The following is a 26091-nucleotide window of genomic DNA, read 5'->3' on the forward strand; positions in this document are numbered from 1 at the left end:
AACCGGATCGTTTCGTATGACCAGTATGGACGTCCGGCGGCGGTCATGGGGCAGAGGTTGTAATGCAGACATTTATCCAGGGAACCTCGTTTGACGCTATCAACTCGATGGTGTTTAACTACGTGATGGATGTGCTGGACATCTCCGGTTCGGGTAGCAAATCCTACCCGGCCGGATGTACCTACCAGGCATCACTTCTTATCGAGTCGGTTATCCAGGTGATGCCGACAAATAACCCGTATCAGGTAACTGTTTCCGGGAATGTCGTCTCATGGAACGTGGCGACGCCGATCCGGCTGGTAGTGTTCGCCTCGCCTAATACGGGGCGGGAGTCGGATTATTACGGATTCTCTCTCTACTCCTACGACGGCAACGGCAACAGGACAATTAAACTTGCGCCTGACTTCACCCCGTTTTGCCTGGTAAGCGTGATTGATGTTCCGCCGGGTAGCCAGAACATCGCCTCACCAGTCCCGTTGGGTCAGAAAATCGTGACATTTATCCGGGCGCGCGACGGCGATGCAAGGATGCCGACATCCTTTTACCAGCAGTACAATGCGGGGGGCAATTACGGATTCTCGTTCGTGCAGACAGGCGGCATGACGCAAACGGGCTGCCGGATGTACATCTTCTCAAACTATCTTGTCAACATACCGACGCACGGCTTTTTCGTTTACCGGGACGGCGCAATGGTATGGCACAGCAACTGCCTGCCGCTGAACATGCAACTTTTAGCGGGGGATGTAACGTCGGCAGCCCCAATGGCAGTCACTCCCGGCATCACCTCTGGGATTTATATTCCACAGGATCCATCGAACCCCCAATACGGCGGCTACCTGAACATGAACTGTTCCAGCGCGGGTATTTCTAATGGCGTCTGGAAGGCGTCCTCGGCGGTGGTCTATTCGAGCCGGATTATTTCTTCCAGCGAGGCCTCTGCGTTTAAGCCGTGGGCTATCAGCGGCAGGGTGGGTCTTATCGACTGCAGCATCTACGATCAGTATTACCCCTATGCGCTCGGGCTGGTTTAGCCCGTCTCAAAAATTCCTTATTCCACATCAGACCCGCCGCGCGCGGGTTTTTTATTGTCCGGAGACAACATGATTTACACCACTGGCACGATCGCCGGCAACGGCAGTACTCTCACCGGTACCGGCACTAATTTCACCGCAGCGGGCACGCTGATCCGCAACGGCTGTACCGTCATCGTAATGACCAGCCCGGTGCAGGTATTTCAGATCACAGCGGTCAACAGCGCCACGCAGCTGACTGTAACGCCTGCGGTCAATCCGGCGATTCCTGCAGGCACGCGTTATGCAATCCTGCTCAGTGACAGCAAAAGCCTGGACGGTTTCTCGCTCGATCTGGCAGAGACGTTCGGCATGTATCAACGGTATATGTCAGGCTTTGCTGACGTGATGACCGGATCGGGAAATGTCACCATTACCATTGACGGCAAAGCCTATACGGTTCCGGCACAAAAGTCTCTCGCCCAGAAAGATGCATCTGGCGGAGTGCCTGTTAGCCAGGGGGGTACTGGATCGACAACGGCTGCCGGTGCCCGCAGTAACCTGGATATCAGCGACAAACAGCTTAACTCTGTGGACGGAAAAACTGGTGGGACCGTGACTTCCCCGTTCAGTGCTACTGGTGCTGTGAACATCATCACGCAGAACAGTAGCTTCGGCACACTTAATTTCCTGTTCCCGACCACCCTGAAATCCATGGCCTACGCCTTCTGCGAAAATTTTGGCGACATTGTTCTCGTCACTACCGGGGCAACAGTGACCGGGACCGAAAAATATTTTTCCTTCCGTCAGAGCGGCAATTTCTCCGTCCCCGGGACTGTCAACTGTACAAGCCTTAACCAGACGTCTGACGCCGATAAAAAAGACGATATCGTAACGATAGCTGATGCTCGCGATAAAATTAGGCTACTGCGTGGGGTGACATATATCCTCAAAGACACAGGGATGCCATCTGCGGGTGTCATTGCCCAGGAGTTAATGGAGGTCCTTCCTGAGGCTATCGGATCTGTATTTGATGATCATGATCAGTATGAGTCTGTCGAGGAGCCGTACAAGGTTGCGACGTTCGACGAAAATGGAGAGCCGATCACTGTCACCGAAACGCGTGTAGTTACCCGCCTGAAGCGGGCGCGTGATGACACCAGGCGCAGCTACACCGTTGACTACGCTGCGGTCACCGGCCTCGTGCTGCAAACAGCAGTCGAGCTCGATCAGGCTGTAACCGCTCTGGAGAAAAACCAGCGCAATATGGCAGCGTTTCTGCAAATCATGGGGTTTGACCCTGACACTGACTATACAGAGCCTGAGCCAGAATCTGAAAATCAATAGGCCGCACCGTATTAAAATTTCTGAATTATATCGATGACATATCGCGGCCCTGCTTAAGTAGGGTCAACGGCAGCTACGAACGAAAAGCGAAAGCTATTATTTATCGTAAATAACCTGCATCTGAACTTTCTAATTAAACGTGGATTTCTCCAACGACAGTCCACGTAAAGGCTTTCATCATATGTAAACGCTAAAACTTTCTGTTCCGAAAGCTGGAATACATCATCAGATATCTTTTCAGATTGCGAAGCGTCATCAGCTTTATCAGTGTTCGTAAGCTCATATTTTTGTTGCGGATATAGTACAGAGTAAACAGCTGATATTTTTTGCTGGATGCATTTAGTTTGCATTTATGTTTCCGGTAAAAATCAAAATAGCCTGCAAACTTTCGTCCTGAGCAGGTGATACGGGCTTCACCATGATTGACATAGAGCACCTGTGTGATGTCATCCAGTTTGAAAGGATCACCATACGTTTCTGCCAGCCGGTAAAATGCATCATAATCCTGAGCAGCACTCAAATTCTCGTCGAACAGTGTTTGCCTCAGACGGTCGGTTAATGTCAGCATCTGATTACCAATTATATTTCTCTTATCAAACAGGCTCTTTCTGTAAGCAGGTTTCGGATACGTCTGTAATTCACTTATATGGTGATAGCCCCTACTGTCGCAGATGTAATCATTGGCATACAAAAAACCGTGTTGCTCGAGTTTATATTGAAAAGTAAGAAAGGAAGAGAGACGGGTAGGCAACCATTCATCATCATCATCCAGGCCAGTAATTAAATCACCTCGTGCAATTTTTATTGCCTGATTCCGGACAGCACAGGCACCGGAATTAAATTCATTACGAATATACGTAATTCGCGGATCATTAATATCTTTAATAAATGCCTGCAATTGATGAAAGGATGAGGAAAAATCATCAATAATAATGAGTTCCCAATGCGAGTAATCTTGTTTAAGAACCGACTGTATAGCACGAATCGTCAGTGTTTCACGATTCCATGTGGGCATATAAACAGATATGAGAGGCTGGGAGGAAAGTGTAACATTCCTTGTGCGCTCACATTCTGTAGGCACACCAGTAAAAGTGGAGGCGTTGACATCACTTCCGGAAAAGTCAACACCAGTGCAGTCCGCATCATGGAAAATAGTCCCTTCTGTTTTACAGTGACTCATATTTGCTCCCTTAAGCTTGGCATATGAAAAATCAGCACCGCGCAGATCGCTGAACGAAAGATCGCTACCGGTGAAATTTATACTTCGCAAGTTGAGTCTCCGGAGGTCCATGAATCGCAGGTCAGCACCTGACATATCCAAATGATGGCGAGGCTTTTTTTGAGCATTGCTGTGATAGCTCAGCAGTTTTCTTTGAATTGTTTTTTTTCTGTTCATATTTAACTTATTGTAAGTGCATATTACAGACTAGGAGCACAGTTAATCACTCTTATTGCCCTTCAGCAATCATGGGCATTGATTTTCAGAAATATGCTATAGACCTGTCGAAGCACAATTGCATCTCTTCACAAGATCTTTCTAACTGTGTGGCAAGGCAATCATCCATGATGTGAGGGGATCAAGGCCAAAAATGAAGCGCGAAATACTCTCGCCACGCTACACGACGCGGTGGCCAGATCTGTCAATAGTACGGGCTAATTAATCAGAATCTTGGGGCATTTCTGGGGCAATAACAAGAAATGGGACAGGTTTTGGGACAGAAAAAAGGTAGCTAGAAGTAACTCAGTGTAGTAAGTGAAGGGGGGTAAGTAATTGAATAAATAGCATTTTATTTAATTAACAACAGCTTAGAAAGAGCAGTGCGGTTTGTTTAAGTTGTACTGCTCTTTCTTGTTAACGTCTTGATGCTCTTGCATGGTGTGCTGTCTCGGTTGACCGGGTCGTCATTCATTCTATGTCGCGTATGGTACGGATTACGGCGACGAATGCCAGCACGTTTTACACTGGAGGCATCTTGAGCTACGGCAGCTTTGAGCGAGAAGCGGACATTCCGGGTCAGAATACTAATGAGCTGAACACAGGTCTGCTGACGAGCCTCTGGTGGTCAAAAAGCCAATACAGCGTATGTGGAGTGAAATGTTCCTCTGCGGTGAGAAGATTCTATGTTAAAAAATAAGTTTAACTTACATAGAGATGTTGCAGTTTATGGCTTTTTTTTCCGGGATTACCGGGCGGCTGTTCCTGATAAACGTAATGACCGCCATTTCATATGCCTTCATTTTGCCTGTAATGAGTCTGTTTTTGATAAGCGGATTACATGCAAGCCCGATTTTCATTACTTTCTACAGCTTGGGATTCGCCCTGTCGGGATTGTTTTTTAGCCAGTTGATGGGTTCCCTCACAGATAGAGGATATCCGGTAAAGCAACTATTTATCATTTCTGTTCTGGCGCTTTTTCTGGCGGGTTTAGCCTTCAGCTTTTGTCATCGCCCCGTTGAAGCTCTGGTCATTGGTATTTTTCTGATGGGACCCGGTAATGCATCTATCCCGCTCCTCCTGTCGATGATCCGAAAGCATTCACTGACGTCAGGTCTTAATGCTACACGGCTCAATACACAAATGCGTTCGGGCGTGTCGATTGTATGGATTGCGGGACCTGCTCTGGCATTTGTCTTCGCCGACAAATTTGGATTCACCTTTAATTTTCTGGCTTCAGCCCTGCTTTCAGCCATGACCTTACTTGCCAGCCAATTGCTGCTTCCGAAGAGTAAAAAAAAGGTCGATACAGGCACAGCAAAAACAGCTCAAGCCAGTAAAGCCCCTATCACGGGTATGATTTGGGCACTGGGAGCCGTAATGATGCTGGCAAATTTGTCGAATAATATGTACCTGACCATTATGCCGCTGTACCTGGTAAAAGAGCTTAATTTACCAGCCTCTTTTCCGGGCTTCCTACTGGGGGCAACCGCGATAATGGAGATTCCCGTTATGCTTGCCGCTGCACATCTGGCAGGGAGAACAGGGAAAGAACTGCTAATTATGATCGGATTTCTCTTTGCTGCCGTCTATTACAGCCTGCTTCAGCTGGCCACAAACATGACCGAACTGATTGTGCTGCAATTTTTCAACGGATTATTCTTTGGTATCTTTGTCGGTCTGGGCATCTCTATTATTCAGGATGCTTTGCCAGAGCGCAGTGGTTTTGCATCAGCATTCCACTCCAATGCCATGCGCACAGGCATGATGGCTGGTAACGGGATTGCCGGTCTGATGGCACAACTGGCCAGCTTTAAAATGACTTTGCTTGTTCCACTTTTATCAGTGTGTTGCGCTGCTTTATTGATGCTTTTCGTAAACAGAAGCCACTCTGCAAAGAGCGTTCAGTAATGGGCTGACTACTCACATTAATATGTGACCACACCACAATGAACCGGCGCTATTGCGCCGTTTTACATCTGAGGTTGGTAGTCTATGTGCGACAAAAACAGTACTCTGATCTTTCTGGTTAGTCCTTCTAAAAGAGCAAAATTCTCGCGCCGCGTTTTGGCTGGAAAACATTATAGGGGGCCACTTTTGGCACAAAGCAGGCATCCATGCATGCCTCGTGAGCCTGGATATAAACTTCGCTTGCGATGATCGACTCAACCAGCAGGTCAGAAAGTTTTACACTGGGGACCATTTGATCCGCTCTGTTTTAGAAAACTTGACTGAGGCTATATGGCCGCCGTCGCCGGATCGATGTGTAGCTAAGCCTGGTACAATTGATGATGCACAGGCCAGTGTGTGACGCGTCAGGAATAATTAGTGAAAGAGTTTACTTGCAAAGTGAGGCAGAAAACGTATAAATACATATATGCTTCGCGAAGTTGTATCGCAAGCGGTCTTAAAGACCAGAACTAACAAAAACCCGCCATTGAGCGGGTTTTTTTGTGCCCGCAAAATCTCAACTCTCAGGCTCGCTTTGGCGGGCCTTTTTCATTGTCCTCGACTAAGAGGGCGCATCATTGCCTTAATAAGGAGCTTAATATGTTAGAAGTTGGAACTTTCGTAAGTGAAGATGGTAAGCACACTTTAATCATTACCACCGTAAACTTCCAAGAGGGTACCTTTACCGGAACTTTTACTGCCGCTGATACTCCGCTGGGTGCCTTTACCTACCCTGAGAGTGCGTTCACCGGATCCTGGCTTTATACCGCCGATCGCGCAACCATCAACTATGGTATCGCGTGCTCATACCGTAATGACCCACAGGGCTACACCTATGTTATACGTGATTACTGGGTAGGTACGTCTAGTGATACCCCATCGCAAATTACGCTAAGCGGTAGCCGTTCGTATACGACTAAGGTGGGTGGGCAACAACTATTCTCGTTTGAGAGCCTTACTTTTACTCGCCAGTAAAGCCCGACCAGCCAGGAGCAAAGCCGCTATTTAATAGCGGCTTTTTTATTTTGTTATTCATCGGGCTCTCTACACATTGATGACTTTCTGAAATATAGGATTATCCACAGGCTAAATCCTATTCGGCTGGCTTACTTTAACAGCAGACGTAATCCCAGAAAGGCCATAACGCCGCCGCTGAGCTTGTCTATAAACTTACGGTATTTAATATAGGCCAGGCGCGGTCCGTCAGTGGATAATAAACATGCAACGACTGCATACCACAGCACATCAATGACAAATGCCATTAAGGGCAGGATGATGTACATAGCAGGCTGGATATTTTTGCTCAGCGCTGCGGAAAAGATACTGGCAAATACCAGAGCAGTATGAGGATTGCTGATTTGCGTAAATACGCCTGTCAAAAAGGCTTTTGAGGTGCTTACCTCCTCTGTAACGGCAGGATCATTAAACCGGTTCGCAGGACGACGAAACATTTTCAACGCCAGCCATAAAAGATAACAGCCGCCAGCAACCTTCAGGCCTGTGTAGAGTGATGGAACCAACGTCAGTAAAGTGTGAAGACCCGCTAACGCAATGGCAGCAAAGATAAGTGCGCCAAAACCCATACCTGCTGCAACGGATAATGCCGCCCGTCTTGAACTAGACATGGCCGTGCGGGCAACGAGAAGAAAGCTGACGCCCGGGCTCATTGCGCCAAACAGAATCGCGACACCAATAGCAGAAAGCGCAATCAAATCACTTGTCATTCATCTTCCCCATTATTACTACATGTCAGCCAGTCCGCTTACTGCGCGAATCCGCACACCTTATAGATCGCTCTTATTAACAACATAACATGATAATTCGCTCTTGACACAAAGTAGGCATCAATCTGGACCTGGTAAGTTGCGAACTACAAAAAATCGCCAACGTTGTGTGTTGACGCTCCAGTCTATTATGACGATACTGGTATGACCACTTGAGCGGGGCTCTATTGATGAATATAGTAACGATACTTGTAAAAGAAGGCGGTGTTCTGGCTTCCACGTTGTGGGAGAGAAGCGAAGCTAAAGCGCTGGTGATCATTCATCCTGCCACAGCGGTATCACAGGATTTTTATAAGGGTTTCGCTGAGTATCTCTACGAAATGGGATTCAATGTTCTGACCTACGATTATCGAGGTACAGGGCATTCAACATCAGGAACGCTTCGTAATTGTCATATCTCTATGTCCGACTGGATCGAGCAGGATGTCGGTTGCGTCACTGCCTGGGCGAAGTTACGTTTTCCCCATCTTCTGATGATGGCAGTAGGGCATAGCGTTGGCGGGCATGCCATTCTGCTTTCTACTGCCACACACTCCCTGCATGCGGGGATTATTATTGCTTCACACGCTGGTGTAACAAGCACTATAAAACAAACTGGGGAGAAGCTCAGGGTCTGGTTTTTATTACGCGTTCTCGCACCGGTTCTGTGCCGTATCTTCGGCTATATGCCAGCCAGACGGCTTGGGCTGGGAGAAGATTTGCCGGCTCCGGTAATGGATCAATGGGGGCGCTGGAGCGCAATGCCTAACTACTTCTATGACGATCCAAACTGGGATGCACGTCGGAGGGCGGGGGTGATCACGTTACCTCTTCTGGTATTAGGTTTTGATGATGATCCCTGGGCTAACCCTGAAGCTATTACGCGCCTAATGGAGCCGGTGGAAAACGCTCAGGTTGAACGACGCGAGATACGGCACATGGATTTCGGTAACCAGCCTATCGGACATATGGGCTTTTTTCGAAGCCGATATCGGGAAACATTATGGCCTGAGGTCGGTAGTTGGCTGATGAGGCAGTGCCTACTTGAAATACTTGTCGAGGGGATCGTGATGCCTGTATCTCCTGAAGAAAAAAAGCCAGTAGACGAATCCAAGGGCAGCGCCTAGCCCGGCAAACTGCAAGAAAAGAGTTTTACGAAGGTTAAGAAGATCTGCAAATGAGTATGATCCTTTCCACATGTCAATAATGCTTCCGTTGATGACCAAGTCAGTAAACAGAGCAAGAGCGGGTAGTGCAAGGGCATATGCCGCCATGAGATAAATCAGCGCGCCAACCCTATATTTGGTATTGATGTGCATGTTGCTCCTTTTTGCCTATCAAAAAATCCTGGAGGGATCTTCATTTAAATGACCATTTTAAAAAAATCGTTAATTCCCTTAATTGTGCTTCTGAGTGGCTGCACGCTGGGTGAAAACCTGGAGCATCGGTACACTAAAGAGATACCTGTTCCTGCTCTCGTCAGGAACAGCGATGTATGTATTTCCCTGCCAATGCAACCCGGTGAAACTGTTGTTTCAACCATTACTTACGATGTGGGAACCCCTCTGGAGCAAGTGATTTTCCCTTCTGATAAGCAACCAAAATCGGGTCTTTTTTGCATTTTGCCAGAAGAGTTTACCTTCAAACCAGGCCACGAATATTTCACCCAGATTGAAGTGAATAAAAGTGCAGGTGGTGAGGCTAAAAATGCTTCCCGGAAAGCCTATGCTTCAACCTTCCGGGTAACTAATATAGGCGGCAGCTTCAATATTGAGCAAACAGCGCGGAAATCAAACCGGCTTACATCACCCTTCTAACGTAACAGCACTTTACCGACTAAATAGGTCACTGCCTGGCCGCCGATATGGACCCGGTCGCCCACGAGCTGGCAGCGTAAATCCCCGCCGCGCGCTGAGCACTGGTGCGCCAGCATCTCTGTTTTGTTCAGTTTTTCAGCCCAGTAGGGAATGAGCATGCTATGCGTAGATCCTGTGACAGGATCTTCCGGGACGGCTTCGCCGGGGCAGAAGAAACGGCTGACAAAATCGTACTCTCCTTCGCCCGGCGCGGTGATACAGACCATTTTCCCGAGAGGGATCATGGCGTTGATGTCAGGACGTACCGCTTCTACCTGACGCTGATTATCTAGCACTACAAGGTAATCACGCGCCACGCGCACCTCTTTGCACTCCGTGATGCCCAACGTTTCCAGCAGTAAAGGCAGCGGCATGACCGGCTCTGTTTGCCAGGCAGGGAAATCCAGCGTTAGCCAATCATCACTGCGCGTTACCGTCAGGGGGCCCACAAAACGGGTAGCAAAATGAATAGTCGTATCCGGGTAATCAAGATGTTCAAAAATAACGTGTGCCGCCGCAAGCGTGGCATGCCCACACAGATTAATCTCCCCTTGAGTCGTGAACCAGCGCAGTTCAAAGCCATGATCATTGGTGACAAAGAATGCTGTTTCTGACTGATTATGCTGCTTAGACATGTTCAATAATGTCTCATCAGGCAACCACTCTTTGAGCGGGCATACTGCGGCGGCGTTACCACCAAACGTGGTGGTGGCAAAGGCGTCTACCATATAAAAATCAATTTCTTGCATCAAAAAAACTCCTGTCGCTCACGGGGGATCCTTACTCTATCACGATCTCGACGACGTGCCCGCCATCCTCTCACATTTAAACGATAATGATTTGTATTACAAAATGGCTTTACAGCCAAAGTAATAAGATGTATTTTAAATGCATGTTTAGAGCAGGAGGTACTTATGAACCATCATAGAATTCCTAAAAACTGGACTATCAAACGTTCGACACCCTTTTTTACCAAAGACAATGTTCCCGCAGCGCTTCTAAGCCATCACAACACCGCAGCCGGTATTTTTGGGCAACTCTGTGTCATGGAGGGGACGGTAACCTACTATGGTTTTGCGAATGAAGAGGCGACAGAGCCGGAAGTGAAAGTGGTGATTAATGCAGGGTGCTTCGCCACCAGCCCACCACGCTATTGGCACCGGATTGAAATGACCGATGACGCGCAGTTTAATATCAACTTCTGGGCTGAACCCGCTTTCTCTGGCGAAGAGGTCTACCACGCTAAAAAGTAGTATGGCGATAGGGGCGAGATGTTAGCCCCTATAGAGGTTTACATACTCACATTCTGCGCATAAAACGCCAACGCCCTGGCATAACGTTGAATGCCCGGCGTTGGCGGGTGGTTTGACACCAGCTCCAGCATCACCGTCATCGCGCGATCGTGTTCACCGAGGTTATGCAGACAGAGGGCATAGAAAGGGATCGCTTCGCTGGCGTCGGGATAGTCGCGGATAATCTCCTCAAAAGCCTGTTTAGCAGGCGCGTACTTCCCCAGGCAGCGCCAGGTGCAGGCGAGGCCGAGCCTGGCTTCAAACAGGTTTTCGCCTTTGAGCCCTTCGTCTATTGCGGCGAGATAATACTCCGCGGCCGTGTCTTCCAGGCCTTCATTGTCGTATGACCACGCGATATTAAGCAGCGCTTCCGCCTTCAGCGTGGGGAGCGCCGTCAGCGTTCTCAGTAGCTCTCGACTCTGCTCATACTTACCTGTGGCGCGAAGGGCGATAGCATGTTGAATTCTGGGATCCATCGTCGTACACCTTATTGAGCCAACGGTTGATAAATAGCTCAATATACCCCTTTTGAGAGGCAGCGTGCGGCTTTTATGGCGGGGTTAAAAAGATAGCGGTGCCGGGTGGTATTACCCACCCGGCAGGGGGACTACGCTGTCGCTACGTCTTCCTTAATCTGCTCAAGATAACGATCGTAACGTTGCAGGAACAACACCTTACAATCGTCATCCATATTTCCTGTTATTGCCTCCGTACAGAGATGTCGTCCTTGCGAACGCATCTGGGCAAAACTGAAGGCCAGGAAATCAAAATCCCCAGAAGACACTGCATACTTTTGACTCACTACCTGCATGAATTCCTCCTCTATTGTGGGTAAAGCAAAAAGGAAATATGCATATTTAACTTAAGTATGGTGCAAAAATCGCGGCTCGGTGAGATCTGTGAAACGATTGTTGTAAGCTATCAATAAAAAGAGGGAGGCGCAGGCGCGCACTCCCTCTCTCTTCACGCTTGCTTCTTGCTTACAGCGACTGCAGGAACGCCAGCAGGTCGTTGTTCAGCTGATCCTGATGCGTGACGGCAAAGCCATGCGGCGCGTTATCGTACACTTTCAGCTGCGCACCGCGGATGGATTCCGCTGCAACTTTACCGGTGGTTTCGAACGGCACAACCTGATCGTTGCTGCCGTGGATCACCAGCGTCGGCACATCCACTTTCGCCACGTCCGGGCGGAAATCCGTTTCGGCAAAGGCCGTCACGCAGTCAATGGTGCCTTTAAGCGAGGCGAGCAGAGCGATGTTCAGCGTCTGGGTCAGCACGCCCTCAGAAACGTTCTGCCCGGCGTTAGTGCCGTAGAACGGGGTAGAGAAGTCGCTGATAAACTGCGCGCGGTCTTTACGTAACCCGTCGCGAATACCTTCAAATACGCTCTGATCCACACCTTGCGGGTAGTCGGCGGCTTTGCCGAAAATAGGCGTCACCGCGCCCAGCAGCACCAGCGCTTTCACACGCTCGCTACCGTAACGACCGATGTAGCGGGTCACGTCGCCGCCACCCATCGAGAAACCAACCAGGGTCACGTCATGCAGATCGAGGCTGGTGATCAGGTCGTTGATGTCCGAGGCGAAGGTATCGTAGTTGTAGCCTTCCCACGGCTGATCCGAGCGGCCAAAGCCACGGCGATCGAAGGCGATGACGCGATAGCCACGCTCGGCCAGGAAGTTCAGCTGGCTGTCCCACATGTCGGCATCCAGCGGCCAGCCATGGCTGAACAGCACCGGCTTACCTGAACCCCAGTCTTTGTAATAAATCTGCGTGCCATCCTGCGTCTTGATTGTGCTCATATCAGATCCTCAGTAGTGATAACGGGTTGTGTTGTTTAGGTAATGGGCGCTATCAGGTAGCGAGCCCTGGGGAGTTCGCCTCCCCGATGAAAAGCATAGACTTTGCTTTGGATCAGCAGATCGTTAGCCGTATGGCGCTCCTGCTGACGCAGGTGCTCGATCCAGGTGCCAATAACAAAGGTCTCAAGAAAAATCCCTGGCCTCTGAATATCTTCATATACCGACCAGCTTAGTGCGCCGCCGCGCTGACGGACCCGGCGCATCTCCTGAATACTCAGGACAAAGTCATACACGTCGTCGGCGTCAATTTGGTACTCATAAACCACCATGATCGGGCCGCGCTCGTGAGAGACATCCAGCGTCCGGGCAAGGTTGTCGACTTCACGCAGATCCAGATTGAGATCGGGGTTCTCATCCAGCCGCCAGCGGAGAACGGTCAGGCTTGCCAGCACCATGCCCACCGTTGCCACGCAGAGCGAGACGGGGAGGGCAAAATGCGACGCCAGCTGGCCCCAGATGGCGCTGCCCACCGTCATGGAGCCGAAAAATACCGTGAGATAAACCGCCAGCGCCCGCGCCTTAACCCATTTTGCCGCGCTGCGCTGTGCGCCCATATTGAGCGTGGAGAGCACCGCTATCCAGGCGAAGCCGGTGATGAACAGAAACGCGTTTAGCAGCCAGAAGTGGCGGACAAAGGCCAGAGCCAGCATCGCGGCGGCATAGAACAGGCTGGTCAGCACCATCAGGCGATCCGGGTTGAGCCGTTTGCGCAGGCCAGGCAGCAGCACCGCGCCAAAAATCGCTCCGATACCAATACAGGCCAGCATAATGCCGTAGCCGCCGGGACCCAGCCCCAGTTCGCGTCGCGCCACCAGAGGCAGTAGCGCCCAGGCGGCGCTGCCGAAGAGGAAGAACGCCACGGTGCGCACCAGCACGTTGCGCAGCACCGGCGCGGCGTGCACGTAGCGTAAACCTGCCCGCACGGCGGGGAAGAAGTGCTCCGGCGGCAGGCGTTGAATAGAGGGCTCCGCTTTCCAGCGATAGAGCACCCATGCCACGCCCAGCACCGACAGCGCATTCAGCATGAACACCACCCACGGACCGGCAAACGACAGCACCAGCCCGCCCAACGCCGGGCCAATCGCCCGGCTGATGTTGATCCCCAGCGAGTTCAGGGCGATAGCCGGAGCCAGCTCATTTTTCTCTACCAGATCCGGCACGATAGCCTGAAAAGGCGGCGAGCTCATTGCTGCGCCCGTGCTCAGCAGGAAGGCGGCGATAAGCAGCACCGTCGGGGTCACGTAACCGGCCAGCGACAGCAGGGTCAGGCCCGCCGCCGCGATAAAGACCCATACCTGGGAAAACAGCAGGTACTTGCGGCGGTCGACGATATCCGCCATCACCCCGGAGGGCAGGGCGAAGAGAAACATCGGCAGGCTGCTTGCCGCCTGCACCATCGCGACTGAGAGCGGATCCGCGCTCAGCGTCAGCATGGTCCAGTTGACCCCGACATCGTTCATCCATGAACCAATGTTGGACACCACCGTCGCTATCCACAGCATGCGAAAAATGGGATTACGCAGCGGCTGCCAGGACGATACGGCGGCGGGCTGCGCCGTTACAGCCGCTGCCTGCGCCGTTGCCGCGTGGATATCATTTACCTGCGCCATAGCGAAACTCCTGTGCGCGACTCGGGAAGGGGCGCCAGCTGCCCGGCCCGGTGATGGCCAGCGTGGTGAAGACAATCAGCAGCAACCAACCAAACTGGCCTTCCGCTATGCTCCAGCCGGGATGAACCACCAGCATCGCCACCAGCAGCACGCCGATAATCGGCAGGCAGGCCAGCCGTGTACCGACTCCCAGGATGATGAAGAGCGGGCAAACCACCTCGGCGAAGATAGCCGGTAAGAGGCTAGCCCACGGGCCCAGTCCAAACGGATCCTCGATCCGCGTCAGCTCTTCACTAAAGTGCATCACCTTTGGCAAACCGTGCACGTAGAGCAGCAGCAGGCTACCGGTGAGGCGCAGGAAGAACAGCCCCGCATCAATACGGGGCGAAAAAGCCGATGCGCTTTTCATGGGCATCAGAAGGCGAAGCAGCTGCAGCCGAACGCGCCCCAGAAGGCGTTATCGTCTGAAACTGGAACCGAGGAGCGGCGGGCCACGTCGTGCTGGTGGCTGTGTACGCCGCACGGGCCGCTGCAGTGGTGCACGGCAGGCATCAGGCCCACGCGGTTTTGCTGCGGTGGGGCGCTGCGGTAGTGGCCCGGCACGTTGACCACCGGCGACCACTCCGGCAGCACGGGAATCGACGGCGGCGCTTCCGAGGTAAAGGCCCCTGCGGCGTAGACGATGTTGCCATCCACCACGGTCAGCACGGATTCGATACCTTTGATCTCCTCCTCCGGCACGCGGAAGTAGTCTTTGCTCAGCACCGCCAGATCTGCCAGCTGACCTACTTTAATCTGGCCTTTTTTGCCCTGCTCGCTGGAGAACCAGGCGCTGCCCTGGGTCCAGAGCATCAGGGCGGTATCGCGGTCGAGGCGCGCGTTCACGTCATACATCTGCATGCCGCCCACGGTGCGGCCAGAGACCAGCCAGTACAGCGCGGTCCACGGGTTGTAGCTGGCGACGCGGGTGGCATCGGTCCCCAGGCCCACCGGCACGCCGGTTTCCAGCATCTTCGCAACCGGCGGCGTGTGGCGAACCGCCTCCATACCATAGCGCTCGGCGAAGTATTCACCCTGGAAGGCCATCCGGTGCTGCACCGCGATGCCGCCGCCCAGCGCCTTGATGCGGTCGATGTTGTGCTGCGTGACGGTTTCGGCGTGGTCAAAGAACCAGTGCAGACCGTTGAAGGGGATCTCGCGGTTCACTCTCTCGAACACATCCAGCATGCGGCTGATAGATTCGTTATAGGTGGCGTGCAGGCGGAACGGCCAGCGGTGCTCTACCAGATGACGGACGACGCGCTCCAGCTCGTCTTCCATACCCGGCGCGAGATCCGGACGCGGTTCGAGGAAATCTTCGAAGTCGGCGGCGGAGAAGACCAGCATTTCACCCGCGCCGTTGTGGCGGAAGAAGTCGCTGCCTTGGCCCGGCGTCAGCATGTCAGTCCACTTCTCAAAGTCTTCCAGCTCATGGCCGGGACGCTGGGTAAACAGGTTATAGGCGATGCGGATGGTCATCTGCTCTTTGGCATGCAGCTCGGCGATCACCTCATAATCTTCCGGGTAGTTCTGGAAGCCGCCGCCAGCGTCGATGGCGCTGGTCAGGCCAAGACGGTTCAGCTCGCGCATAAACTGGCGGGTGGAGTTGACCTGCTGCTCCAGCGGCAGCTTCGGCCCTTTCGCCAGGGTAGCGTAGAGGATCATGGCGTTCGGGCGCGCAATCAGCATTCCGGTCGGGTTGCCGTTGCTGTCGCGCTGGATCTCGCCGCCCGGCGGGTTCGGGGTATCTTTGGTGTAGCCCACCACCTTCAGCGCGGCGCGGTTGAGCAGGGCGCGGTCGTAGAGGTGCAGAATAAACACCGGCGTATCCGGCGCGGCGGCGTTGATCTCATCCAGGGTAGGCATCCGGCGCTCGGCAAACTGAAACTCCGACCAGCCGCCAACCACGCGCACCCACTGCGGAGAAGGGGTGCGCAGCGCCTGCTCTTTCAGCATCCGCAGCGCGTCCGCCAGCGACGGCACGCCTTCCCAGCGCAGTTCGAGGTTGTAGTTCAGACCGCCGCGGATCAGATGCAGGTGGGAGTCATTCAGGCCTGGGATCGCGGTGCTGCCTTTTAGGTCGATGACGCGGGTGCCTTCCGCCTGGTGCTGCATCACCTCTGCCGCTGTGCCGACTTCCAGAAACTTGCCGTCGCGAATAGCCACCGCATCGGCGACCGGGTTTTCCCTGTCTACCGTATGAAATTTACCGTTGAGTAAGATGAGTTCTGCCTTGCCGAGCGAGACCATTGGGTTCTCCTGCTGAAGCGTCCGAAGCCTGATGCGCCGGACTATAAAGTGATGGGATTATCTTCAGCAGGGGGATCGGGCGTCTAGTTATACGAAGGTATACCTATACGAACGTATAGTTATACACAGAGATAATAGTTATGCCGGTTCAGGGGTTCTACTATCCGTGTCGATAACAATCTGTTCCACTTACACGACAATGGAAACTCACATGACCAACTCTAAGCTTGAAGTACTGACCCCGGAAAATTGCCAGATGATCTTTATCGATCAGCAGCCGCAGATGGCCTTCGGCGTGCAGTCTATCGACCGTCAGGTACTGAAGAACAACGTGGTTGGCCTGGCAAAAGCGGCTAAGGTCTTCAACATTCCTACTACCATCACCACCGTTGAAACCGAAAGCTTCTCGGGTAACACCTTCCCGGAGCTGCTGGACGTCTTCCCTGAGCACGACATTCTCGAGCGTACCTCCATGAACTCCTGGGATGACCAGAAAGTGCGTGATGCGCTGGCGAAAAACGGCAAGAAGAAAGTGGTGGTATCGGGGCTGTGGACCGAAGTGTGCAACAACACCTTCGCTCTCTGCGCCATGCTGGAAGGGGGATATGAAATTTATATGGTGGCTGACGCCTCCGGCGGCACCTCTAAAGAAGCGCATGACTTCGCTATGCAGCGCATGATCCAGGCGGGCGTGATCCCGGTAACCTGGCAGCAGGTTCTGCTGGAGTGGCAGCGCGACTGGGCGCACAAAGAGACCTACAACGCCGTGATGGATATCGTGAAAGAGCACTCCGGCGCGTACGGTATGGGCGTTGATTACGCTTACACCATGGTGCACAAAGCCCCGGCGCGTGCCAAGGGCGCACATCGTACCCTGGCCCCGGTTCCAGCTAACAAATAACGCCAATGCGGGCCGGACGACTGTCCCGGCCCGTTTTTTTATTCAGTGATGATTGAATGATGGGAGAACTGCCATGAGCGCAGAGCTTATTTCCCTTGGCGCAGGGGTGTTGATTGGTCTGGTTTACGCCCTGCTGAAGGTGCGCTCGCCCGCGCCGCCCGCCATCGCGCTGGTCGGTTTGCTGGGGATGCTGGCAGGCGAGCAGCTTGTCAATTTCTTTACCTGGGCAGGCTAAATATGTTGAAATCATACGTTGTTTCGCTGGCGACCGGCCTTTTGGCAGGCGCTATCTATGGCGCATTACAGGTTCATTCGCCTGCACCACCGGTCATCGCCCTGCTGGGGCTGTTCGGTATGCTGGTGGGAGAACAGCTTATTCCGGTATGCCGACGTCTTGTACGCCGTCAGCCGGTCACCCTGGCATGGTTTCGTCATGAATGCGTGCCCAAAATCAGCGGCACTCCACCCCCCGAAGGCAAAAACCTACCGTAGGGAGCGCCACTCACGTTCGCGTGAGCTCAGTCAGAGGATCACGGCATGGCGTTCTCTCCGCGCATTGTCATTGTTGACGATGAACGTTCCGTTCGCAGCGGATTAAGCAATTTACTGCTGTCGGAGGGCTACGATACCTGCACCTTCGAATCCGCAGAAGCGTTTCTCAGTGACGACTCAGCGTTGGCAAGCGCCGATCTGTTGATCCTCGACGTCAAGCTCAAGGGGATGAGCGGCCTGGAACTCTATACCTCCGTCGTATCGCAGCCCAATCCGCCGCCGGTTATTTTTATCTCCGGACACGAAGAGAAAAACAGCCAGTGGACGATCACGGGCGCGGAGGCCGTCTCGCTTTTACGCAAGCCCATCAATATTGATACGCTGCTGGAACATATCCGCCGTGAACTCTCTTTACGCGAGGAGCGCTGATGAGCGAGAAACTTTCTGCCGCTGGCAAGCTGATGAATGGGGACGTATTTACCTTAACCGATGACATTATCTTCACCCCGCTGGCTCAGGACGGCTGCATCGCCTGGACCCTATGTCATCCGCTGCATTCGGGCGAGAGCTTTATTCTGGCCAGCGCCGCCAGCGATGATGCAGAGTTTCAGGCAACCCGGCTGCTCAAAAACGAATTTGCCCTGCGTATGCAGCTCTCCGGTATGTGGGCGGTACGACCCATCAGCTCCACCAGCCATCACGGCCGCTATGCCCTGGTCTATGCGCCGTTTCCCTTCCGCACCCTGGCGCAATCCACCCGCCTGCGGGTAGGCAATATCGCTGACTTCCTGGCGATGGCGCTAGGGCTGTGTACGCCGCTGCGGCAGATGCATGCCCAGGGGCTGGTGCACAGCGATATCAAACCCGGCAACTTTTTTATCGATCCCGGCGGCGCGTACCGGCTGGCCGGATTCGGCTTGACCACCGGCTCGCCGGAGATCGCCAGCCAGGCGAGCCTGTCGGTGCCCGGCGGGACGCTGGCCTATATGTCGCCGGAGCACACCGCGCGCACCCGCGATAGCGTCGACAGCCGCAGCGATCTCTACAGCCTGGGCATCGTGCTGTATGAACTGCTGACCGGCACGCTGCCCTTTGAGCCCAGCGAAGGCGGGCAGGCGGAGTGGGCGCATCACCATATTGCTTCCGTTCCCCGGCCGCTGCACGAGGTGCGGCCCTCGGTGCCCGGCATGCTCTCGGCGATCGTTCTGCGCCTGCTGGAAAAATCCCCGGCTAACCGATACCAGACGGTGGAGGGCCTGATCGCCGACCTGCGTCGCTGTCAGGCGAATCTGGCAGAAAACGGGGATATCACGCCGTTTACGCCAGGCTTGCAGGATCGTCTGCCCGCCCGCTTTTTGCCGGACAATCTCTACCTGGCCCATCCCCAGCAGCAGCAGTTGCTGGCGGCGTTTGACCAGGTCACGGAGAGCGGCGCGCATTCGCTGGTGGTCATTAGCGGCCCGCTCGGCAGCGGCAAGTCGTCGCTCATCGCCTCGGCGCTGAAAACGCTCCAGCATCGGCGGGTGCTGCTGGCGGTCAGCAAAGCCGATCAATATTCGGCCGTCGTGCCCTATACCGTTATCGCCTCGGCCTTTCGCTCGCTAACGCTCTATCTGCTGGGGCTGGGCGCAGAGGACGTTGCGCGCTGGAAGCGGCGGCTGACCCGCGCGCTTGGCAGCTATGCCGTCCTGGCCGTCAAGCTGGTGCCGGAGCTAGGCCTGCTGCTGGACAACCGCTCCCTCACCGTGGGCGATCTCGACTCCACCGATGCCAAAGCACGTTTCAACCAGATGGCATCCCGGCTGGTGGAGGCCTTCGCCACGCCGGACTGTCCGCTGGTGTTATTAATTGACGATATTCACTGGATAGACCAGGCCAGCCTGCAATTGCTGGAATACCTGACCCAGGCCAGCGGCGCGCTGCCGCTGCTTATGGTGGTTGCCCACTCCGATACCGACGCGTTTCCCGACGGTAGCGCACAAACGCTGCTAAAAAACCTGCGCGCCGACGCCCGTCATCTTGTCGATATCCGGCCAGCGCCGCTGAACGTGAAGGCGGTCGCGCGCTGGCTGGCGGACATTTTTCAGGCCCGGGCGTCTGGCTTACACGAGCTGGCGACGCTGATTCATGAAAAAACCGGCGGCAACCCGCTGTTTACCCATGAGTTTTTTCAGCGCATCGTCAAAGACGGGCTGATCACCCATAACAAAAAGCAGGGCAAGTGGTATTACGATCTGCCCGCGATCCGGGCGCGAAACTACACCGAAAACGTGGCAAGCCTGGTGCTGCTGCAGCTGGCGGATATGCCTTTGCCGGCGCGCAGGCTGCTCGGCTGCCTCGCCTGCGTCGGCGGAACAGGCAAGCCCGCGCTGCTGAGCCAGATGCAGGCGATTACTCCCGAGCATCTGCATGAGCAGCTGCAACCGGCGGTTTCCGCCCGGCTGATTAGCCTTGCTGGTGATGAATATACCTTTACGCACGATCGCGTACACAAGGCGGCGCGGGCGCTGCTTAACGCTGACGAGATCGGCCAGCTTAATCTCTCTGCCGCGCGCCTGTTCACCGAGGCAGCGCGCCAGAGCGACGACAGCGATCGGCTGTTTTTGGCGGTTCACCATATCACTTCAGCGCTTAACGACATTCGCTTCTCGCCGGAGCGCGACAGCTACCGTGCGGTCTGTCATCTTGCCGCCCAGCGGGCGAAAAGCACCGGTGATTACGCCTCTGCCGTGCGTTATCTGCGTACCGCAAAGCGGCTACATGAGGATGCGCTGCACGCCGAGCCGGATGAAGCTTTCCAGCTTGATTTCGATGAGGCGGAGTGTGAGTTTCTGCAAGGTAATCTCCCCTCTGCGTTGGCGCTGTGCCAGCGGCTGATGCACGCCCCGCGCCCGCACCAGAAAGCGGTAGCCGCCTGCATGATGGCGGAAATTTATATGCGTCAGTCCAATATGCCGCTGGCGCTGGAGACGGCCCTGTCCGGTCTGGCCGCCTTTGATGTTGACCTTAGCCGCCACCCGAACGCAGGTGACTGCGACGAGGCATGGCGCTCGGTAGAGTCGCGAATTAGCGGCGATCCGGTCGCAGCTTTTCAGACCCTTGCCGTAACGCAAGACCGGGAGGCGGAAACGATCATGAGCCTGATGCTCAGCGCCAGCATGTTCGCCGCCTTTGCCTGTCCGCGTCTGCACTTTTTACTGCTCTGCAAAATCATCCATATGACGCTGGACCGGGGATTATGCGGTGCCTCAACGGCGGCGTTTGCCTGGTATGGCGTGCTGATTGGCCGCCGCTACCACGAATATCCACACGGGTTTATCTGGAGCCAGCTTGCCCATGAGCTGGTGATGCAGCACGGCTTTAACAATTTCAAAGGGCGGACGCTGCTGGCGGTGGATCTTGCCACCTCGTGGGTGAAGCCGATCGGATCGGCCATCGAGAGCGCGAAAACCTGCTTTACGGCCTCGGTTGACCACGGCGATCTCACCGCCGCCTGTTTTATCATTCGCCATCAGACCATGAATTTTCTCACCCGGGGCGATCACCTGGACGGCGTGCTGACCACCATTGAGCGCGGCCTGGGCTTTATTCGCAAACTGCGCTTCCCGGATGTCGAGATCCTGCTCCTGCTGCAGCGGCTGTATGTGAATCACCTGCGTAATGCCTCGGGGAATTTTACCGGCGCGGAGGTGTTCCCGGCGTCGCTGATTGCCGATGAAACCGCGCGCGGCCATCAGCATATCCCTCTGACGCTGTTCTGGTTCTGGCTCTATCGCGGCATGGCGCACTTTATGGCGGGGGAGTACGCCGAGGCATCCCACTGCCTGGAGAACGCTGCGCCAATGGTCGACAGCGTGCCGGGGTATATCCATCTGCTCGATTACCATTTTTACAGCGCGCTTTCGCTAACGCTCTCTCTGAAGCCGGAGAGCGCGACCGCCGCGCAGCGGGACACGGTAAAAGGCCATCACGATCGGATCGCGCTGTGGGCCCGGCATAATCCGGCGACCTTTGCCGATAAAGAGGCGCTGGTTGGCGCTGAGCTGGCGCGCCTGGAGCAGAAAAATGACATTGCCATCGCCCAGTATGAGAGGGCAATTAAGCTCTCGGGCGACGCGGAGTTTCATCACATCCACGGCCTGGCCTGTGAGTTAGCGGGCGGCTTTGCTAAAGCAGCGGGTTTCCAGGTAGCCTCCGAGGCCTATTTCCGCGGGGCGTTTTCTGCGTGGCGGCGGTGGGGGGCAATGGCGAAACTGCGCCAGCTGGAGCGCCACTATCCGCACCTCTCGCCATCGACACAGAGCACCCCCTACGACACCATCGCCTTTGCGCAGAATGAGGTCGTACACGATCTGGAGAGCATGCTCAGAGCGGTGCGGGCCATGACGGAGGAGATCGACCTCGACCGGCTGATGCAGACGCTGATGACCCTGCTGCTTGAGCGGGCAGGTGCCCAGCGCGGTCTGCTGATTCGCATTCTTGATAACAACGTGCTGGAAACCCAGGCCTGCGCGGAGACCTCCTCGGACGGCGTGAAGGTGCGGCGGGTTAAAGAGCGGCCTTCAGCCACCGATATGCCGCTGTCGATTCTCTCGGCGGTGATGCGTACCGGCCAGGAGATCCGCACCGGCAAGCCGGGAAGCTTCAGCCCCTTCAGCCAGGATGCCTATCTGGTGACGTCCGGCGCGGCGGTGATGTGCGTCCCGATGTATAAGCAGGCCAAAATGGTCGGCGTACTCTATCTGGAAAACCGCGTCATGCCGGAGATCTTCACTGCCGAGCATTCACGCATCGTCAGGATGCTGGCGTCGCAGGCGGCGGTATCGCTGGAAACGGCGCGCCTGTACGCCGAGCTGCTGGAGGAGAACGTCCAGCGGCGGCGGGTTGAGAAAGAGCTGCGCGCCAGCCAGACCTCTTTAATGCTCGGGGAGCGCATCAGCAACACCGGCACCTGGCGCTGGGATATCGACCAGGATCTGATGTTTGTCTCCGATGAATACGCCCGCATCCTCGGCCTGCCGGACCGGCAGCGCACGATCTCGATGGCGGATTTCCTGATGCTGGTGCATCCGGAAGATTATCAGCGCATCAGCCGACTGGTGACCGATAGCGTGCGCAACGGCGTCTCGATGCGCGCCGAGTTCCGCGTGTTCCGCCCGGACGGAGATTGCCGCTACATTCTGGGGGTGGGTAATCCGGTGGGAGATGAACCCAGCGTCGCGGAGTATTTCGGCGTTATCACCGATATCACCGCCCGCCGCCAGTCGGAGGACGCCGTACGCGTGGCGCAGGCCGATCTCGCCCGCGTCTCCCGGGCGACCACGGTCGGGCAGCTGACGGCCTCTATCGCCCATGAGATCAACCAGCCGCTGATGTCGATTGTGGCCAATGCGGGTGCCAGCCTGCGCTGGCTCAGCCGGGAGCCGGCCATGCTCAGCCATGCGCGCACCAGCCTGGAAGAGATCATCAGCGAGGGCGAGCGCGCCGGGAATATCATTCGCGGTTTACAGGCGCTGACGCGCAACCAGACGGCAAGCCGCTCGCGGGTAAATCTGCACCATCTGGTCTACCACATTGTGGCGCTCTCACGCAGCGAGCTGGAGCGGCAGCAGATTGCGCTCCACTATCAGCTTAAGGCGCAGGACGCCTTTATCTATGGCGACAGCGTGCAAATCCAGCAGGTGCTGCTGAACCTTATCGTCAACGCGATTGATGCCATGGCAGGCATACATGACCGTCCGCTCACCCTCACCGTTAGCTCGCTGAACCCGGAACCGGGCAGCATTCGTCTGGATATTACCGATACCGGGATTGGCCTCAGCCCCGAGGTGCAGGAGCGGCTGTTTGATTCGTTCTACACTACCAAAGAGCAGGGGATGGGGATGGGGCTGAGCATCAGCCACTCTATCATTGAGCGTCATGCGGGACGGCTGCAGGCTGTCCCGGGCGAGCGCCACGGCAGCCGATTCTGGTTTACCCTGCCGGTGCATGACCAGCAGGGTGAGTAGCGCTTAGGACGCGGGAGCGAGCTGCGTTAAACGGTTACGCAGTTCGCCATGCGCCGTGGCCACCTCGGTGGACGCCTGAAGCGCATCGAGGTATTTCTGGCGAAACTCACCGCTGTTTTCTGCACTCAGCAGGCTGACGAGCGTTTTACGCACGTTCTCTACCGCCGCGCCGTCTACCGGCTGCTCTTTGTCGTCCAGCCGCTCGTCAATGTCTACCAGCACCTCGGAGATCTGCCGCAGCCAGGCAAACTGCGGGTGGCTGGTCAGCAGCTGTAAATGCTCAAACGCGTTGCCGGGATCGCCAAAACGCGTGGTTTCGAGATCGACCAGCGTTTTATGCAGTTTTCTCAGCGTGGATGAAAGGGACTTAAGCTGCGAGCGGGGCTCTGTAGCGGGTTGACTGGTCATCGGTTTCTCCGGGAGGCTTTAAGGTTAACAACAGGCCGCAGCACGATGGCTAGCGGCTTTGCGATTTCACTATATTAAGACGCTCCGCACAGCGGACCAGATCCGCCAGCGAGCGCACTTCCATTTTTTCCATGACCCGCTTCTTATGCACCTTGGCGGTAATTTCACTCACGCCCATGGCGGTGGCAATCTGCTTGTTCAGCAGGCCGCCGATGGCCAGTTGAAACACCTCTTTCTCGCGCGGGGTCAGCGACTCGTAGCGGCTGGTGAGCGTCTGTATCTCCTGCGACGCGCCCATATTTTTTTCCGCCAGCGCCAGCGCGTCCGCCACGGCCTTGAGCAGCAGCCCCGGCACGGCGGGCTTGGTCATAAACTCATAGGCCCCGGCCTTCATCGCCTTAACCGATAGCGGAATGGTGCCGAACCCGGTGAGAAAGATCACCGGAATGAGGTAGCCGAGCTTGGTCAGCGATTCGGCTACGTCAAAACCGTCGGCGTCCGGCATGTTCATATCGAGGATAAGGCAGCCGGGCTCTGGCCTGAACGCATGAGAAAGAAAGGCCTTCGCTGAAGGAAAGTCAGCAACCCGATAATCCTCTGCCATTAACAACCTGACCAGAGATTGCCTTACCGAATTATCATCATCTACTACATAAACAATAGGATCCATGAGTAGTCCTTGCCATCAACGGGTATGCCTGCGTCTGAATCGGTTATTAAGAAAGCATATAACCATTTTGTTGTCTTATATAACAGAGACATACACCACGTGTTTACCAAATAATAACCGGATAGTAACACAATAATTCTCATTATCATCTTGAAAATACGAAGATCGGGTGGCGTCAGGTAAGATATTGACAACTAAAGAGTAATAATTGAGCAGCGGTAAAAAAAGAGGCGTAATGATCAGGTTACAGTAGCTGACAGCGGGCAGGCAAATTATGATACAAAGTACCACTCTTCTTCTGAACCCTGACGCTACGCATGGCTTATACGATTGATATTATCTCCTGCATCACCGATCGCTTTATGGAGCTGACCGCTACCGAAAAGCGCATCGCCCAGTTCATCCTTGATGATGTCGCTACGGCGGCGGACCTGCCGATTGCCGAGCTGGCGCGTTTGACCCACACCAGCCAGGCCTCTGTCACCCGCTTTGCGCGGGCGTTGGGCTGCAAAGACGTGCGAGAATTGAAAATGAAGCTGGCGCAGTCCCTGGCGGTAGGGCAGCGCTTTATCCTCGACGTACCGGATCTCGAAGGCGTGCAGGGGATTTACGAATCGATTATCAGCGTGCTGGAGACCAACCGCCGGGCGCTTAACGGCGAGGCGTTGAACAAAGCGGTTAGCTGGCTCAGTCAGGCGCGGCAAATTCTCGCCATTGGCATGGGCGGGGGATCCACCATCTGCGCCCAGGAGCTGCAGTACCGCTTTTTCCGCCTTGGCCTGCCGGTGGTCAGTCAGAGCGACGGTCTGCTGGTGCGGATGATGTGTTCCGCCGTCGCCCCGCAGGACGTGGTGCTGGTGCTGTCGCTGGGCGGTTATACCCCGGAGATGATTGAGAGTGCGGCGATTGCCAGGCAGTACGGGGCGAAGGTGATCGCCATTACGCCGCTGGAGACGCCGCTGGCGGAGCAGGCCGATCTGGTGCTGCCCCTGCTGGTGCGGGAAAACGACTACATCTTTAAGCCCAGCACCTCCCGCTATGCCATGCTGGCGATGGTGGACGTGCTGGCGACCGAACTGGCGATGGCGAACAAGGCGCAGACCAAAGATCGGCTGCGCCGTATCAAGCTGGCGCTGGACAGCCACCGCGGCGGCGTAGATCGTCAGCCGCTGGGGGATTGATCCACGCCAGCGTGCTC

At 54.9% G+C, this 26091-nt stretch carries 24 protein-coding genes and 3 pseudogenes; 14 read left to right on the forward strand and 13 right to left on the reverse strand.

The features are described from left to right. The first annotated feature begins 62 nt into the window (after positions 1-62). Entirely contained in the window at positions 63-1031 is a 969-nt protein-coding gene (locus tag EV102420_RS07980) for a hypothetical protein (RefSeq protein ID WP_042390740.1), read from the forward strand. Between the two features lie 69 nt (positions 1032-1100). Then, positions 1101-2357 (forward strand): tail fiber domain-containing protein, encoded by a 1257-nt coding sequence (locus EV102420_RS20875; RefSeq protein WP_052512336.1) that lies wholly within the window; start codon positions 1101-1103, stop codon positions 2355-2357. Between the two features lie 190 nt (positions 2358-2547). Here EV102420_RS20875 and wcaA read toward each other — a convergent pair whose 3' ends face one another. Both wcaA and EV102420_RS22710 read right to left on the reverse strand, forming a co-directional pair. Beyond that, positions 2548-3438 (reverse strand): colanic acid biosynthesis glycosyltransferase WcaA, encoded by an 891-nt coding sequence (gene wcaA / locus EV102420_RS07990; RefSeq protein ID WP_255211672.1) that lies wholly within the window; start codon positions 3436-3438, stop codon positions 2548-2550. A 12-nt stretch (positions 3439-3450) separates the two neighbouring features. Then, positions 3451-3753, reverse strand: a pseudogene (locus EV102420_RS22710) (pentapeptide repeat-containing protein); the annotation flags it as partial. A 193-nt stretch (positions 3754-3946) separates the two neighbouring features. Here EV102420_RS22710 and EV102420_RS22875 point away from each other — a divergent pair. The 3 genes from EV102420_RS22875 to EV102420_RS08000 all read left to right on the forward strand — a co-directional run bounded on the left by EV102420_RS22875 (position 3947) and on the right by EV102420_RS08000 (position 6717). Continuing rightward, positions 3947-4018, forward strand: coding sequence for a DUF4113 domain-containing protein (locus tag EV102420_RS22875; RefSeq protein ID WP_072015223.1), 72 nt, complete (start codon positions 3947-3949; stop codon positions 4016-4018). A 491-nt stretch (positions 4019-4509) separates the two neighbouring features. Next, the gene (locus EV102420_RS07995) at positions 4510-5703 is read left to right on the forward strand and encodes a sugar efflux transporter (RefSeq protein ID WP_042390743.1); all 1194 of its coding nucleotides are present in this window, start codon (positions 4510-4512) and stop codon (positions 5701-5703) included. A 639-nt stretch (positions 5704-6342) separates the two neighbouring features. Continuing rightward, positions 6343-6717 carry a hypothetical protein gene (locus EV102420_RS08000; protein ID WP_042390746.1) on the forward strand — a complete coding sequence of 125 codons (375 nt, stop codon included), beginning with the start codon at positions 6343-6345 and terminating at the stop codon, positions 6715-6717. A gap of 131 nt (positions 6718-6848) precedes the next feature. Here the strand turns inward: EV102420_RS08000 and EV102420_RS08005 are convergent, their stop codons facing one another. Continuing rightward, complete coding sequence (locus tag EV102420_RS08005; RefSeq protein ID WP_042390747.1) at positions 6849-7466, reverse strand: LysE family translocator; 618 nt, start codon at positions 7464-7466, stop codon at positions 6849-6851. A gap of 230 nt (positions 7467-7696) precedes the next feature. Between EV102420_RS08005 and EV102420_RS08010 the strand changes: the two are divergent. Then, positions 7697-8545, forward strand: a pseudogene (locus EV102420_RS08010) (alpha/beta hydrolase family protein); the annotation flags it as partial. Here EV102420_RS08010 and EV102420_RS22810 read toward each other — a convergent pair. Continuing rightward, positions 8546-8824: a hypothetical protein gene (locus tag EV102420_RS22810; RefSeq protein WP_072015209.1), complete on the reverse strand. Its 279-nt coding sequence runs from the start codon at positions 8822-8824 to the stop codon at positions 8546-8548. It abuts the pseudogene before it with no gap. A gap of 48 nt (positions 8825-8872) precedes the next feature. On the opposite strand from EV102420_RS22810, the gene EV102420_RS08015 reads away from it, so the two are divergent. Continuing rightward, positions 8873-9322: a putative T6SS immunity periplasmic lipoprotein gene (locus tag EV102420_RS08015; protein WP_052512337.1), complete on the forward strand. Its 450-nt coding sequence runs from the start codon at positions 8873-8875 to the stop codon at positions 9320-9322. Here EV102420_RS08015 and EV102420_RS08020 read toward each other — a convergent pair. Further along, complete coding sequence (locus EV102420_RS08020; protein ID WP_042390749.1) at positions 9319-10110, reverse strand: PhzF family phenazine biosynthesis protein; 792 nt, start codon at positions 10108-10110, stop codon at positions 9319-9321. The genes EV102420_RS08015 and EV102420_RS08020 overlap by 4 nt on opposite strands. Positions 10111-10275: 165 nt before the next feature. On the opposite strand from EV102420_RS08020, the gene EV102420_RS08025 reads away from it, so the two are divergent. Continuing rightward, the gene (locus EV102420_RS08025) at positions 10276-10614 is read left to right on the forward strand and encodes a TehB family protein (protein ID WP_042390751.1); all 339 of its coding nucleotides are present in this window, start codon (positions 10276-10278) and stop codon (positions 10612-10614) included. Positions 10615-10652: 38 nt separating this feature from the next. Here the strand turns inward: EV102420_RS08025 and EV102420_RS08030 are convergent, their stop codons facing one another. The 6 genes from EV102420_RS08030 to EV102420_RS08055 form a co-directional block, all read right to left on the reverse strand. Further along, entirely contained in the window at positions 10653-11129 is a 477-nt protein-coding gene (locus EV102420_RS08030; protein ID WP_042390753.1) for a tol-pal system YbgF family protein, read from the reverse strand. Positions 11130-11260: 131 nt separating this feature from the next. Then, complete coding sequence (locus EV102420_RS08035; RefSeq protein WP_042390755.1) at positions 11261-11464, reverse strand: hypothetical protein; 204 nt, start codon at positions 11462-11464, stop codon at positions 11261-11263. A 169-nt stretch (positions 11465-11633) separates the two neighbouring features. After that, complete coding sequence (locus EV102420_RS08040) at positions 11634-12455, reverse strand: alpha/beta fold hydrolase (RefSeq protein ID WP_042390757.1); 822 nt, start codon at positions 12453-12455, stop codon at positions 11634-11636. 35 nt (positions 12456-12490) lie between these two features. Beyond that, complete coding sequence (locus tag EV102420_RS08045; RefSeq protein WP_042390759.1) at positions 12491-14125, reverse strand: MFS transporter; 1635 nt, start codon at positions 14123-14125, stop codon at positions 12491-12493. Then, positions 14109-14534 (reverse strand): DoxX family protein, encoded by a 426-nt coding sequence (locus tag EV102420_RS08050; protein ID WP_042391146.1) that lies wholly within the window; start codon positions 14532-14534, stop codon positions 14109-14111. Before EV102420_RS08050 ends, EV102420_RS08045 begins: the two co-directional genes overlap by 17 nt. A gap of 5 nt (positions 14535-14539) precedes the next feature. Beyond that, on the reverse strand, positions 14540-16414 hold the full coding sequence (locus EV102420_RS08055) for an amidohydrolase (RefSeq protein WP_042390761.1): 1875 nt from the start codon (positions 16412-16414) through the stop codon (positions 14540-14542). A gap of 211 nt (positions 16415-16625) precedes the next feature. Between EV102420_RS08055 and EV102420_RS08060 the strand changes: the two genes are divergently transcribed. From EV102420_RS08060 to EV102420_RS08075, 5 genes and pseudogenes are all read left to right on the forward strand, one after another. Next, a complete protein-coding gene (locus EV102420_RS08060; protein ID WP_042390763.1) occupies positions 16626-17315 on the forward strand; it encodes a hydrolase in 690 nt (229 codons plus the stop codon). A gap of 73 nt (positions 17316-17388) precedes the next feature. Beyond that, positions 17389-17523 (forward strand): annotated as a pseudogene (locus EV102420_RS21230) (DUF1427 family protein); the annotation flags it as partial. Positions 17524-17552: 29 nt separating this feature from the next. Further along, a complete protein-coding gene (locus tag EV102420_RS08065) occupies positions 17553-17807 on the forward strand; it encodes a XapX domain-containing protein (protein ID WP_077776505.1) in 255 nt (84 codons plus the stop codon). A 45-nt stretch (positions 17808-17852) separates the two neighbouring features. Further along, positions 17853-18236: a response regulator transcription factor gene (locus EV102420_RS08070; protein ID WP_042390765.1), complete on the forward strand. Its 384-nt coding sequence runs from the start codon at positions 17853-17855 to the stop codon at positions 18234-18236. Beyond that, positions 18236-23815: a trifunctional serine/threonine-protein kinase/ATP-binding protein/sensor histidine kinase gene (locus EV102420_RS08075; RefSeq protein WP_042390767.1), complete on the forward strand. Its 5580-nt coding sequence runs from the start codon at positions 18236-18238 to the stop codon at positions 23813-23815. The genes EV102420_RS08070 and EV102420_RS08075 overlap by 1 nt, the downstream gene beginning before the upstream one ends. A gap of 3 nt (positions 23816-23818) precedes the next feature. On the opposite strand, the gene EV102420_RS08080 is transcribed toward EV102420_RS08075, so the two are convergent. Further along, positions 23819-24223, reverse strand: a complete 405-nt coding sequence (locus tag EV102420_RS08080; RefSeq protein ID WP_042390769.1) for a hypothetical protein — start codon at positions 24221-24223, stop codon at positions 23819-23821. 49 nt (positions 24224-24272) lie between these two features. Further along, complete coding sequence (locus EV102420_RS08085) at positions 24273-24893, reverse strand: response regulator transcription factor (RefSeq protein ID WP_042390771.1); 621 nt, start codon at positions 24891-24893, stop codon at positions 24273-24275. A 317-nt stretch (positions 24894-25210) separates the two neighbouring features. On the opposite strand from EV102420_RS08085, the gene EV102420_RS08090 reads away from it, so the two are divergent. Next, on the forward strand, positions 25211-26074 hold the full coding sequence (locus EV102420_RS08090; RefSeq protein ID WP_042390773.1) for a MurR/RpiR family transcriptional regulator: 864 nt from the start codon (positions 25211-25213) through the stop codon (positions 26072-26074). The last annotated feature ends 17 nt before the right edge of the window (positions 26075-26091 follow it).

It is taken from the genome of Pseudescherichia vulneris NBRC 102420 (assembly GCF_000759795.1).
In the GTDB taxonomy this organism is placed as follows: Bacteria; Pseudomonadota; Gammaproteobacteria; order Enterobacterales; family Enterobacteriaceae; genus Pseudescherichia; species Pseudescherichia vulneris.

Excerpts from the sequence above, each read along its gene's own strand:
- EV102420_RS08015 (WP_052512337.1), top strand. The coding sequence starts at position 8,873 with ATGACCATTTTAAAAAAATCGTTAATTCCCTTAATTGTGCTTCTGAGT.
- EV102420_RS08000 (WP_042390746.1), top strand. The coding sequence starts at position 6,343 with ATGTTAGAAGTTGGAACTTTCGTAAGTGAAGATGGTAAGCACACTTTA.
- EV102420_RS08040 (WP_042390757.1), bottom strand. The coding sequence starts at position 12,455 with ATGAGCACAATCAAGACGCAGGATGGCACGCAGATTTATTACAAAGAC.
- EV102420_RS08045 (WP_042390759.1), bottom strand. The coding sequence starts at position 14,125 with ATGGCGCAGGTAAATGATATCCACGCGGCAACGGCGCAGGCAGCGGCT.
- EV102420_RS07995 (WP_042390743.1), top strand. The coding sequence starts at position 4,510 with ATGTTGCAGTTTATGGCTTTTTTTTCCGGGATTACCGGGCGGCTGTTC.
- EV102420_RS08085 (WP_042390771.1), bottom strand. The coding sequence starts at position 24,893 with ATGGATCCTATTGTTTATGTAGTAGATGATGATAATTCGGTAAGGCAA.
- EV102420_RS08005 (WP_042390747.1), bottom strand. The coding sequence starts at position 7,466 with ATGACAAGTGATTTGATTGCGCTTTCTGCTATTGGTGTCGCGATTCTG.
- EV102420_RS22810 (WP_072015209.1), bottom strand. The coding sequence starts at position 8,824 with ATGCACATCAATACCAAATATAGGGTTGGCGCGCTGATTTATCTCATG.
- EV102420_RS08060 (WP_042390763.1), top strand. The coding sequence starts at position 16,626 with ATGACCAACTCTAAGCTTGAAGTACTGACCCCGGAAAATTGCCAGATG.
- EV102420_RS08020 (WP_042390749.1), bottom strand. The coding sequence starts at position 10,110 with ATGCAAGAAATTGATTTTTATATGGTAGACGCCTTTGCCACCACCACG.
- EV102420_RS20875 (WP_052512336.1), top strand. The coding sequence starts at position 1,101 with ATGATTTACACCACTGGCACGATCGCCGGCAACGGCAGTACTCTCACC.
- EV102420_RS08025 (WP_042390751.1), top strand. The coding sequence starts at position 10,276 with ATGAACCATCATAGAATTCCTAAAAACTGGACTATCAAACGTTCGACA.
- EV102420_RS08050 (WP_042391146.1), bottom strand. The coding sequence starts at position 14,534 with ATGAAAAGCGCATCGGCTTTTTCGCCCCGTATTGATGCGGGGCTGTTC.
- EV102420_RS08035 (WP_042390755.1), bottom strand. The coding sequence starts at position 11,464 with ATGCAGGTAGTGAGTCAAAAGTATGCAGTGTCTTCTGGGGATTTTGAT.
- EV102420_RS08055 (WP_042390761.1), bottom strand. The coding sequence starts at position 16,414 with ATGGTCTCGCTCGGCAAGGCAGAACTCATCTTACTCAACGGTAAATTT.
- EV102420_RS08070 (WP_042390765.1), top strand. The coding sequence starts at position 17,853 with ATGGCGTTCTCTCCGCGCATTGTCATTGTTGACGATGAACGTTCCGTT.
- EV102420_RS08075 (WP_042390767.1), top strand. The coding sequence starts at position 18,236 with ATGAGCGAGAAACTTTCTGCCGCTGGCAAGCTGATGAATGGGGACGTA.
- EV102420_RS07980 (WP_042390740.1), top strand. The coding sequence starts at position 63 with ATGCAGACATTTATCCAGGGAACCTCGTTTGACGCTATCAACTCGATG.
- EV102420_RS08030 (WP_042390753.1), bottom strand. The coding sequence starts at position 11,129 with ATGGATCCCAGAATTCAACATGCTATCGCCCTTCGCGCCACAGGTAAG.
- EV102420_RS08080 (WP_042390769.1), bottom strand. The coding sequence starts at position 24,223 with ATGACCAGTCAACCCGCTACAGAGCCCCGCTCGCAGCTTAAGTCCCTT.
- EV102420_RS08090 (WP_042390773.1), top strand. The coding sequence starts at position 25,211 with ATGGCTTATACGATTGATATTATCTCCTGCATCACCGATCGCTTTATG.
- EV102420_RS08065 (WP_077776505.1), top strand. The coding sequence starts at position 17,553 with ATGTTGAAATCATACGTTGTTTCGCTGGCGACCGGCCTTTTGGCAGGC.